Consider the following 10,678-nt stretch of genomic DNA (forward strand, 5'->3'; position numbering starts at 1 on the left):
GTGCCGCGGGGCGATTTCGCGCACGCTGGACCTGCGGCGATGCGTTTCAAGTGGCGCCCGCGGCGCGGTGCTATTAGGTTAGCCTCGCCATTGTCGCGAGCTGAAGGTGGAAGACATGAACCGCTGGGCCCCGTACTACCTCTCCGCACTCCGGATCGTGACGGGCGTGCTGTTCGCGCTCCACGGCGCCGCGACCTTCTGGGGCTTCCTCGACGGTCGCCGCTCGAGCCCGGGCGTCTTCGCCTGGCCGAGCTGGTGGGGCGCCGCGATCCAGCTCGTGGGCGGCCTCCTCATCGCCGCCGGCGCCCTGACCCGGCCGGCCGCGATCATCGCCTCCGGCTCCATGGCGTACGCCTACTTCGCCTTCCACGCCGGCGACGGGCTCTCGCCGCTCGCCAACGACGGCGAGCTCTCGGTCCTCTACTGCTGGGTGCTCCTGCTCTTCGCGTTCACCGGCGCCGGGCCTATCAGCATCGACGCCGTGATCGGCCGCCTTCGGGCCGGGGATCAGAGTGACGGAAAGGACGCGACCGGGCGCGTGGACCAGAAGGATGCGGCAGAGTCGGCGGTATGACCGCAGACATTCCCGAAGCCGCGCGTGCCCTCCTCGATCAGGCCCTCGTCGTCGACCTGGCGACGGTCCGCCCCGACGGCGGCCCGCAGGTCAACCCGATGTGGTTCCTCTTCGAGGACGGGCTGATCTGGTTCACGCACACCGACTTCCGGCAGAAGTTCCGGAATCTCCAGCATGAGCCGCGGGTGGCGATCTCGATCCTGCCCGAGGGGAATCCGTACGCCTACTTGGAGATCCGGGGCGTGCTCGACCGGATCGAGCCCGACCCGACGGGGTCGCTGTACACGCGCCTCGCGGAGCGGTACGGCCAGGGCTCGGTGGTGCCGCCGGATGCGGCGGATCGCGTCAAGATCGCGATCCGCCCCACCCGGTTCAGCGGCAACGCCCTTCGGGGCTAGAGCGAGGCCGCGAGCTCGGTGCCCTGGCGGATCGCCCGCTTCGCGTCGAGCTCGGCGGCCAGCGCGGCGCCGCCGATCACGTGCGCCTTGACGCCGCGGTCCGCGAGCGCCGCGTCGAGGTCGCGCACCGATTCCTGGCCGGTGCAGAGGATCACGGTCTCCACATCGAGCACCCGCGCGTCCTTGCGCTCCTCGCCGAAGGTGATGTGCAGGCCCGCGTCGTCGACCTTCTCGTAGTTCACGCCGCGCAGCTGCTCGACGCCCTTCATCTTCACCGTCGCGCGATGCACCCAGCCCGTGGTCTTGCCGAGGCCGATGCCCTGCGGGGTGCTCTTGCGCTGCAGCATGTACACCTTGGACCGGGTCGACGGTGCGGGGGCCGGCTTGGTGATGAAGCCGGGCACGTCGCCCTGGCGGGTGACGCCCCACTCGGCGTTCCACTCGTCGAGGTGCAGGGTGGGGGACTTGTCGGTGGTGACGAACTCGGCCACGTCGAAGCCGATGCCGCCGGCGCCCATGATCGCGACGGTGTCGCCGATCTCCTTGGCGCCGCTGATCGCCTCGGCGTAGGTGATGACCTTCGGGTGGTCGACGCCGGGGAACGACGGGACGCGCGGCACGACGCCGGTCGCGATGATGACCTCGTCGAACTTGCCGGCCAGGTCGTCGACGGTCGCCTCGGTGTTCAGGTGCACGGTCACCTGGTTCCGGTCCAGCATCGTGGTGAAGTACCGGATGGTCTCGTTGAACTCCTCCTTGCCGGGGATCTTCGCGGCGTAGCCGAACTGGCCGCCCACGTGATCGCCGGCCTCGAAGAGGTCCACCTTGTGTCCGCACTCGGCGGCGCTGACGGCGGCGGAGAGCCCGGCGGGCCCGGCACCGACGACGGCGACGCGCTTGGCGGCGCGGGTCGGCGCGAGCACGAGGTCGGTCTCGCGGCCGGCGCGCGGGTTCACCAGGCACGAGACCTTCTTGTGCACGAAGGCGTGGTCCAGGCAGGCCTGGTTGCAGCCGATGCAGGTGTTGATCTCGTCGGCGCGCTCGTCGCGCGCCTTGTTCGCCCACTCGGGGTCGGCGAGTAGCGGCCGGGCGATCTGGACGAGCTGGGCGTCGCCGCGCTCGAGGAGCTCCTCGGCGGTGGCGGGCATGTTGATCCGGTTCGCCGCGCACACGGGGATGTTCACGGCACGGGTCACGTCGGCGGTGAACGCCGCGAAGGCCGCGCGGGGGACCGAGGTCACGATCGTCGGGACGCGCGCCTCGTGCCAGCCGATGTCGGTGTTGAGGATGTCGACGCCGGCGTCCTCGAGCTTGTGCGCCAGGGAGAGGATCTCGTCGCGGGTCTGGCCGTCGGGGACGAAGTCCGCCATCGACAGCCGGAAGACGACGATGAAGTCCTTGCCGCACCGCTTGCGGATCTCCCGCACGATCTCGACGGGGAACCGCTGCCGGTTCTCGGCGGAGCCGCCCCACTCGTCGGTGCGCTTGTTGGTGTGTGCCGCGAGGAACTGGTTGATCAGGTAGCCCTCGCCACCCATCACCTCGACGCCGTCGTAGCCGGCCTTCTGCGCGGTGCGAGCCGCGTTGCCGAAGTCGCGGATGGTCTTGCGCACCTCGAAGCCCGACATCGCGCGGGGCTTGAACGGGTTGATCGGCGCCTTGATCGCGCTGGCGGAGGCGCTGAGCGGGTTGTAGGAGTAGCGGCCCGCATGCAGCAGCTGCATCGCGATCTTGCCGCCCTCCTTGTGCACCGCGTCGGTCACCCGCTTGTGCAGGAGGGAATCGATCGGCGACGACATCTTCGCGCCGGCGGGCAGCAGCCAGCCGGTGATGTTGGGGGAGTAGCCGCCGGTGATGATGAGGCCGACGCCGCCCTTGGCGCGCGCGGCGAAGTAGGCGGCGAGCTTGCCAATGTCCCACGGCATGTCCTCGAGTCCGGTGTGCATCGAGCCCATCACGACGCGGTTCTTCAGCGTGGTGTGGCCGAGGTCGAGGGGCTCGAAGAGGTGGGGGTACTTCGCTGACATGGGCTGATCCTTAATTCGGCTGATCGATCCGGGCTGATGGGAGGGCTGGTTCAGGGGGTGAGGGCGGCGAGCACTTCGTCGAGCCAGTCGACGGTGCCCTGTTCGGAGTACACGCCCCCGCGCAGCACGAGGTGCTGCTGCAGGTCCGTGCCGGTGAGCGTGGTGGGCTCGGGGTAGTCGCGGGCCTCGAGGCTGCGGAAGAGCTCTGCCCGCTCGGCGTGCAGGTCGCGCACGCGCCGGACCTCGGCCATCAGGTCGGCCAGGTCGGACGGTGCCGCCCCGCGGATCTTGGTGGCCAACTCGCGCCGGTCGGTGACGTCCTTGCCGGGGGTACGGATCCATTCCGAGAGGGTCTTCCGCCCGGTGTCGGTGATCGAGTAGACCTTCTTGTCGGGCTTGCCGTCCTGCGCCTGTTCGACGTAGGTGACGAGGCCGTTCTCGGTCATCCGCGCCAGCGTCTTGTAGATCTGCTGGTGCGAGGCGCGCCACCAGTGCCCGATCGAGCGGTCGAAGCGCCGGGTGAGCTGGTACCCGGTGCCCGAGCGCTCGCTCAGGGAGACGAGCAGTGCGTGTTCGAGGGCCACGCCCGCGACGCTACCGGGGCGATCGCAACTATGCAACTAGTTGCACTGCGCTTGTATGCACAACTCGGAGCCTCGCGAGGGTGCCGATAAGATGTCGACCGCACCACTGCCTCCGTAGCTCAGTTGGATAGAGCATCGGCCTTCTAATCCGAATGTCGCAGGTTCGATTCCTGCCGGGGGCGCTCTCAGATGGGAAGTGCGATCGTGGTGTGGAGTCCGCCCGGAAGCTTCGCCACAGCCCCGGCCGCGTGGATGAGGCGGGCGGCGGTGCCGGGGTAGGGGTCGGCGGGGCGCTCTGTGTCGATCCGGATGACGGTGCCGTCCGCTCCGGTGGCGGCGATCGTCAGGCTGGATCTGAACTGCTGGTAGCCAGCGGGTAGGCCGGTCCACGAGACGCGGACGCGCTCGCCGCCCGAGTCCGACACCGTTGCGCTCCGTTCGAAGCCGATGCACGCGCCGCGGGGCACGTCGATGCCCGCGACCTCGAAGGGTTCTGTCGCCGTGATCGGCCCTCCCGATGCCGTGGCCTCGGTCGATCCGAGCCTGAGGACCTCCGCGATCATGGTCGCGGACTGGCGGAGCATGCCGCTGATCGCGTCGGGCTGCGCATCCGGGGAACGACCGATGCCCAGTTCGTCGGTGAGGACCTGCGGTCCCCAGGACGTGATGTCCGCGCGCGAAATCCCCTCCACCGAGACGGGACCGGGCAGGGCGCTCGTCAGCAGCGCCGGTAGTACGTCGAGCCAGAACCCGGGCAGCATCCCGGTGCCGACGATCCGTGCCCCGGTTCGACGGGCTCGATCGTTCAGCTCGTCGAACCGGTGGGCGGGCATAACGACACGTGGGTGCACGAAGTTGGCGTGGACGAGATCGACGCCGCGGGCGGTGCACGCGTCGATCGCGCGGTCGAGGACCGGTCCGGATAGGCCGCAATACACCAGGACGTCGAACGCCTCCGATCCGATCGCGGCCTCGAGGTCGGTCGTGGTGCGCACGCCCGCCGGCGATCCGCCCACGAGCGTTCCGATGTCCTGTCCGGCCTCGGCGTCTAGGTACGCGACGGCGGCGGTCAGCCGGTGACGGCTCGCGCAGATTTCGTCGAGGACTCGCGCCGCCGCGCGGCCTGTGCCGTAGAGGCCGATTCGTCTCGAATGCATCGGTAGGGGTTCCCTCTCAGTGGGCCGGGTCGGCATGGCGTTCCTCACGTCGGTGACGGATTTCTCGGTTCGCGACTTCTTCGAGCGAGCGGCCCGCGGTCTTCGGTCCGAACGCGGCCACGACGATCGCGGCAACGAGGTAGGAGCCGGCGGCGAAGAGCATGACCCCGGCGCGGTCGAATCCGAAGGTGCCCTTCGGGGCCGGGTAATACAGGGCGGTGAACAGCACGCCTGTGACCATGGCTCCGGTCCGACCGATTCCGAAGATGACGCCGGACGCTATGCCGCGGGCCTCCGTGGGCACGACCTCGGGTATGTAGGCGTAGTACGCGGAGAACACGACACCCGTGAGGATGGTGGCGATCGCCGCCGCGGCGTTGTAGGCCGGGATGCCACCGAATCCCATGACCGCGATCGACGCGGCGGAGGCGATCGACGCGAGGAGGATCAGTGTCTTGCGTTCGAGCACGCTGATCAGGAAGAACGTGAGGACGGGCGTGATGACGTAGATCGACGACCAGATCAGGTACGACCGGTACGAGCTCGTGAGTGCCGCGCCCTCGGCGCTCCCGGCGTGCAGGTGCATCGCGTATAGCACGTCCACCATGAAATTCTGATAGAGGTACAGCCCCAGGGTGGCGCCGAACCATCCGAATCCGACGACCGCCACCACGCGGAACAGGGCGGGGTTCATGATCAGGGCCCGGACCGAGAGCCGCGAACCGGCGCTCTCGGGAACGGATTGGACGGGAGCGAGTTCGTGGCCCCGCCGCCGTGCCTCGCGCTCGAGTCGATCGACGAGGCGCTCGGCGTCGTCGATCCGCCCATTCGTCACCAGCCACCGCGGCGATTCGGGCAGCAGAACGCGGACGAACGGGACCATGAACAGCCCGACCGCGCCCACCAGGGGAAGGATCCGCCACGCACCCGGCGGGTTGGCGGGAAGGATGAATGCCGCGAGTGCTGCGAGGATGGGCGCCGTCACCGTGAACGAGATCGTTGAGACTGCCACGAACCGGCCGCGCTTCGCCGACGGGAAGAGCTCGGCGATGTACATCACCAGCGCCGAGGTCACGGCTTGGACGCCGATGCCTGTGATGAATCTCGACACAAGAAGCATCTCGTAATGCGGGAATGCGGCGGTGGCCAGTGAGGCGCACGAATACAGCACCGTGCCCCAGATCAGGACCGGACGTCTGCCGAACCGGTCGGCCAGTCGGCCGCCGACGATCGCACCCGCGATCATGCCGGCGTAGAAGATCGAGATCACGTTGCCGACGGCCTCGGGCGCGACGCCGGTCCGGGGATCGCGGGGGAGTTCGGTGGCCAGCGGGATGTTCAGGCCGTTGTCGTAGTACTCGATCATCATGTTGACCGCCAGCAGGACGATCCACAGCAGATGTGATCGCAGAACGGGGAGGCGGTCCATCCGGGCCAGGATTTCGCGACCTCGTACGACGTCGGAGTGGTGGGGGACGAGGATTTCGGACATGGGTCACTCGCTTGGGAAATGGCGACCGCGGTCGCTGGGGAGGGTGGAGCCTGCGCGGCTCAGGCGGCGTCGGTGAACGCGACGACGCGGATCTCGACAAGGAGTTCCGGCCGGGCGAGCTCGGTGACGCCGACGCCGGTCCAACACGGGTACGGCTCGGCCAGAAACTCGTCCTTGACCGCCATGAACGCCGCAGAGTCCCGAGAGAGGTGCGTGTGGAACGTGGAGAGCTCGATGACGTTGGCGAGCGATGAGCCGGCGGCTTCGAGCGCCGTCCGCACTCCCTCGAAGGCGTGGCGGGCCTGCGCTTCGATGCCTTCCGCGGGCAGCCCGGTGGCGGGGTCGATCCCCACCTGGCCGGAGACCCACACGAGGTCCCCGTACCGGGTCGCCGTGGCGAAGTGGAGTGTGTCGTAGTACTTCCGGGCTCGGTCGCCGGGGTTGAAGAACTCGCGAGCCGGCTTCGCGACGGGCGTCTTCACGGCGGCGCTCATGCGACCTGCTGGAAGATCGGCGAGCGGAAGAGGTCGCCCTCGTTGAGCTTGGACATCTCGTCGGCGAAGAGGACTCCGTTCCGCGCGTACCTGGGATTCGAGGTAGGAAGTTCCCGGAACCGAGACTCGTCGCCGAAGAACCGGAGCACCAGGGTGTGGCGATCGGGGGTCGCAGCGTCCACTTGGGCGCCGCCGTGGACCGATCGAGGGTGGAGGAAGACGACGTCGCCGGGATTGACCTCGTACGAAACCAGGTCCCACGAGTCCGGGTTGGCGGCGAGATCCCTGTCGATGTGCGGAAGCCGGGGGAGCACGCCGTCGTTGTGAAGCGGCTCCGTCGGATCGTCGGCATTGGCGAATGTGGAACCGTCGTACTCGATCCCTGCCCAGCTTCCGCGGACGACCTCCAGTGAATTGGCTTTCGGGATGTGCTGGAACGAGATCCACGCGTTGCCCCAGTGCGGGCCCGCCCACGGAAGGTTGGCGGTGTCCTGGTGGAACGGCCCGCGGCCGCTGTTGCCGCCCTCCTTGACGAAAACCTCCTCGGCGAAGTACCAGACGTGTTCGGATCCCCAGAGCTGCTGGAAGATTCCGGCGAACGGAAGCGTCTGGACCAGCGCGTCGAGCTTCGCCTTCGAGTGTGGGTTCGCGTTGTCGATGTGCGTCGCGAGCGAGGTCCCCTCGAGCGCCCGGAAGTGGTAGGGGCCGGGGTTCGCGACGTTCCACGTGAACGTCTCGTAACACGCTGCGAGCTGTGCTTCGTTCAGGCAGTTCCGGACGACGGTGATCCCGTCCTCGCGGAACTGACGGGTCTGCTCGTCGGTCACCTTCATGGCTGCTCCTTCTATGTTTTCACGATGTGATGCGAGCCACAGTAGCGCCGTTCGCAGATTTACACAACGGCTGTTATGAAAATCGGGAAGGCTTCTTGCCCTTTTGCATTCGCGTGGTCGGACGGTGTGCTGAACGTGGTCGCAGGGGCATGCCGAACCGCGTCGAGCCACGCCGCGCGCAGTGAGCGCGCGACGTACGTGGCAGGGAAGTCAGCCCGCGGCGGGCCGCAGCAGGGTCTCGACCGCGTCGAGTAGTTCGTCGACCCGAGCGGGGGTGAACCGGTCCGGTTCGACAGGGGCGAGCATCGCCCATCCGTCGCCCATCCCGGTGATGTTCTCGGCGAGGATGTCTGCGCGGATGTCCGTACGGATCGTGCCGCGACGTTGCCCCTCGCTGATGGTGTCGGCGAGCTTCGCCCGGAACCGTGCGTAGCGCCGTTGGAAGATGTGCGCGAGGGCGGGCTCCTGTCGCGCGGAGGAGACCAGTTGGCTCATGACCGGCCACTGCTCGCGGTCGCCGACAGTCATGGCGAGCCAGCGCTCGAGCATCGACCGGACACCCGCGCGTTCCTCGTCCGGGTGCACCAGGCTCTCGTACGTGTCGAAACGCTGCTCGGCGAGCGCTGCGATCAGTTCGGACTTGTTCGTGAAGTAGTAGGTGACAGCGCCCGTGGTGCATCCCGCGGCATCGGCGACCTTCCTCAGCGAACACGCCCCGTAGCCGTCGGCGGCGATGATCGAGGTCGCGGCGCGCAGCAGTTCGGCACGCCGTTCGGCGTGATCTCCCGGCGGGCGGCCGCGCCGCGCAGCGGAACCGCGGCCCCGATCCGGCTTCGAATCTTCTGCCATTACCGGAAGCCTATACGTCGGACCGGACCAGCGGCGCGGCCCGGCGTCGCACTCGCGGTGCTCGTCGGAGCGGGACCGATCGGCTGTCCGCAGCGCTAGAGTGCGACGGTGGAAACATCGTGGCCGCGTCCGAGCGTGCGCATCTCGGCGCTCATCCGGCTGGTTGCGGAGCACATGCTCGCCGCGGCCGACACCGCTGCGGAAGAGGTGACGGCGGCGGCCCACGAGTCGGCGGAATACCGCGCCCTCCTCGACGACCCGCAACTGCTCGATGCGGACCGACGAATGAACCGGACCAACATGCTCCACTGGCTGTCCGCGAACATCCAGGAGCCGGGAATGCGGGTTCCGCCCAGCATGGATCCGGAGATCCTGCAATTCGCGCGGGACGTTGTGCGCCGCGGCCTGGATCTGCACGACCTGGGTTCCTGGCGCGGCGCGCAGCACGGGGCGTGGTCGATGTGGGTCGACGGCTGCTTCGCAGCCACCACCGACCTCGACGAGCTTCGGGACCTGATGAAGGTGTCCGAGCGCTCGATGGCGACGTTCATCGACGATTCGATCGCCGCGCTCGACGAGTTCGTGGACGAGGAGCGCGCCGTTCTCGCCAAGGGGGCGAACGCCGAACGGCACGCCACCGTCCAACTGCTGCTCGAAGGCGCGCCGATCGGTCGCGCGAGGGCGGAATCGCGCCTCGGCTACGCACTGACGGGGGACCACGTGGCCGCGATCATCTGGAGCGATTCGGCAGAGCAGGCGGCGGGCCTCGACACTGCGGCGGAGGCCGTGATGCGGATGTGCGGTGCCGGGCGCCGGCTCACCCTCAACGCGAGTACCACGGCCCTGTGGGTCTGGGTGCCGGCGCACGGGGTCCCCCCGACCGAGGCCGCCGAACAGATCGTGGCCGAAACACCGGGGATCCACCTCGCCTTCGGCCGCCCGGGCCAGGACCTCGAAGGCTTCCGCCGCAGCCACCTCGACGCGGCGTCCGCGCAGCGCATGCTGGCCCGACTCGGCTCGACCCGGACTGTCGTGCGCTACGAGGACGTCGCTCTGGTCTCGGTGCTCACCGCCGACATGGCGCAGGCCGATCAGTTCGTCGCCGACACGCTGGGCGACCTGGCCACGGCCGACCCCGCGTTGCGCGAGACCGTGCTCACCTACGTCCAGGAGCGGTTCAACGGCTCCGCGGCCGCCGAGCGCCTGTTCACGCACAGGAACACCGTCGAGCGGAGGCTGGCGCGAGCCGACCAACTCCTGCCCGTGCCGCTCGCCGAGAACGCCGCGAGTGTCGTCGCAGCGCTCATGCTCGTGCAGCTGCGCGACTGACATCCGCGGCGTCCCGATGGGGTTGTCTCGCCCAGGCTCACCCCGCGGCGACGATCCTCGCCTGGGCCGCGAACCCGAGATCGCCGAGGCCGGCGTCCACAGCGGCATTGAGGTTCTCGACGGCGGCGGTGAACACTCGGGCCCGGATGCCCGCCTCCGCCATGATGGCGGCGGCACCGTCGAGGCCCTGCGCGTACGTCGCGATCGTGGCCTGGTCCGTCGCGAAGTCGCCGCCGTCGATCGCGGCTGCGGCCCTGGCGGTCTCTGCCTGAATGGATGCGAACACCGCCGGCGTCAGGTTCTCGAGCAGGGACAGATCGACGCCCTGACCCAGCATGTAGGTCGCCGCCTCGACGTACGCACTGACCGCGGGCACGAGGAACATGCCGACGAGTCCCGCGTTGAGGACGCTGGCCGTCCTGTCCTCCGGCGACACCCACACCGACATCGGTGTCAGGGCCGTGAGGGCCTGGCCGTGTGCGGCCCATTCGGATTCGGATCCGGAATAGAGGATCGCCGCCGCCTCGGTGCCGATGTCGGCGGGGTAGCCGAGGATCGAGCCGTCCAGGTAGGCGGCGCCGCGTCCGCGAGCCCACTCGCCGAACGCCTCGACCTCCATGGGAGTGCCACTGCCCACGTTGACGAGCGTGACGCCCGTCCAGTCCGGCACGTCCCGCAGGACGGCGAGGGCATCGTCGTAGGTGGACAGGCAGACCAGCACGAGCGGTGCGGTGCCGACCGCGTCGGCGGCCTCCCGCACGGGGGTGATCGCCTCGCTCGCCAGCGCCTCGGCCTTGGCGTGCGTCCGGTTCCACACGGCGACATCGTGGCCGGCGCCGGCCAGTGTGCGTGCGAGTGCGGCACCCATCAGCCCGCAGCCGAGCACTGTGACGTCGTGAGCTGTGTTCTTCTCCATCGGTGTTCCTCCTCTTCGTTCGGGT

General features: G+C 68.8%; 11 protein-coding genes and 1 tRNA gene. 4 read left to right on the forward strand and 8 right to left on the reverse strand.

What is annotated here, in order from left to right; all coding sequences use genetic code 11:
• Positions 1-115: 115 nt before the first annotated feature.
• Positions 116-574 (forward strand): DoxX family protein, encoded by a 459-nt coding sequence (locus LB823_RS03605; RefSeq protein WP_224645408.1) that lies wholly within the window; start codon positions 116-118, stop codon positions 572-574.
• Positions 571-972, forward strand: a complete 402-nt coding sequence (locus LB823_RS03610) for a PPOX class F420-dependent oxidoreductase (RefSeq protein ID WP_224645409.1) — start codon at positions 571-573, stop codon at positions 970-972. Before LB823_RS03605 ends, LB823_RS03610 begins: the two co-directional genes overlap by 4 nt.
• Here the strand turns inward: LB823_RS03610 and LB823_RS03615 are convergent.
• Together LB823_RS03615 and LB823_RS03620 are read right to left on the reverse strand one after the other, a co-directional pair.
• Positions 969-2,999 carry an NADPH-dependent 2,4-dienoyl-CoA reductase gene (locus LB823_RS03615; RefSeq protein ID WP_224645410.1) on the reverse strand — a complete coding sequence of 677 codons (2,031 nt, stop codon included), beginning with the start codon at positions 2,997-2,999 and terminating at the stop codon, positions 969-971. The two genes, LB823_RS03610 and LB823_RS03615, sit on opposite strands and share 4 nt — an antisense overlap.
• A gap of 50 nt (positions 3,000-3,049) precedes the next feature.
• Positions 3,050-3,583 (reverse strand): PadR family transcriptional regulator, encoded by a 534-nt coding sequence (locus LB823_RS03620; protein ID WP_224645411.1) that lies wholly within the window; start codon positions 3,581-3,583, stop codon positions 3,050-3,052.
• A gap of 108 nt (positions 3,584-3,691) precedes the next feature.
• Here LB823_RS03620 and LB823_RS03625 point away from each other — a divergent pair.
• Positions 3,692-3,765 (forward strand) — tRNA-Arg (locus LB823_RS03625).
• A 3-nt stretch (positions 3,766-3,768) separates the two neighbouring features.
• Here LB823_RS03625 and LB823_RS03630 read toward each other — a convergent pair.
• From LB823_RS03630 to LB823_RS03650, 5 genes are all read right to left on the reverse strand, one after another.
• Complete coding sequence (locus tag LB823_RS03630; RefSeq protein WP_224645412.1) at positions 3,769-4,740, reverse strand: hypothetical protein; 972 nt, start codon at positions 4,738-4,740, stop codon at positions 3,769-3,771.
• Positions 4,741-4,756: 16 nt separating this feature from the next.
• On the reverse strand, positions 4,757-6,232 hold the full coding sequence (locus LB823_RS03635) for an MFS transporter (protein ID WP_224645413.1): 1,476 nt from the start codon (positions 6,230-6,232) through the stop codon (positions 4,757-4,759).
• Between the two features lie 59 nt (positions 6,233-6,291).
• Positions 6,292-6,726, reverse strand: a complete 435-nt coding sequence (locus LB823_RS03640; RefSeq protein ID WP_224645414.1) for a RidA family protein — start codon at positions 6,724-6,726, stop codon at positions 6,292-6,294.
• The gene (locus tag LB823_RS03645) at positions 6,723-7,559 is read right to left on the reverse strand and encodes a phytanoyl-CoA dioxygenase family protein (RefSeq protein WP_224645415.1); all 837 of its coding nucleotides are present in this window, start codon (positions 7,557-7,559) and stop codon (positions 6,723-6,725) included. The genes LB823_RS03640 and LB823_RS03645 overlap by 4 nt, the downstream gene beginning before the upstream one ends.
• A gap of 210 nt (positions 7,560-7,769) precedes the next feature.
• Positions 7,770-8,408 (reverse strand): TetR/AcrR family transcriptional regulator, encoded by a 639-nt coding sequence (locus LB823_RS03650; RefSeq protein WP_224645416.1) that lies wholly within the window; start codon positions 8,406-8,408, stop codon positions 7,770-7,772.
• A gap of 108 nt (positions 8,409-8,516) precedes the next feature.
• Between LB823_RS03650 and LB823_RS03655 the strand changes: the two genes are divergently transcribed.
• Complete coding sequence (locus LB823_RS03655) at positions 8,517-9,737, forward strand: CdaR family transcriptional regulator (RefSeq protein WP_224645417.1); 1,221 nt, start codon at positions 8,517-8,519, stop codon at positions 9,735-9,737.
• A gap of 37 nt (positions 9,738-9,774) precedes the next feature.
• On the opposite strand, the gene LB823_RS03660 is transcribed toward LB823_RS03655, so the two are convergent.
• Positions 9,775-10,653: an NAD(P)-binding domain-containing protein gene (locus LB823_RS03660; RefSeq protein WP_224645418.1), complete on the reverse strand. Its 879-nt coding sequence runs from the start codon at positions 10,651-10,653 to the stop codon at positions 9,775-9,777.
• Positions 10,654-10,678 lie beyond the last annotated feature (25 nt).

Source organism: Tsukamurella sp. M9C (assembly GCF_020169415.1).
GTDB lineage: Bacteria > Actinomycetota > Actinomycetes > Mycobacteriales > Mycobacteriaceae > Tsukamurella.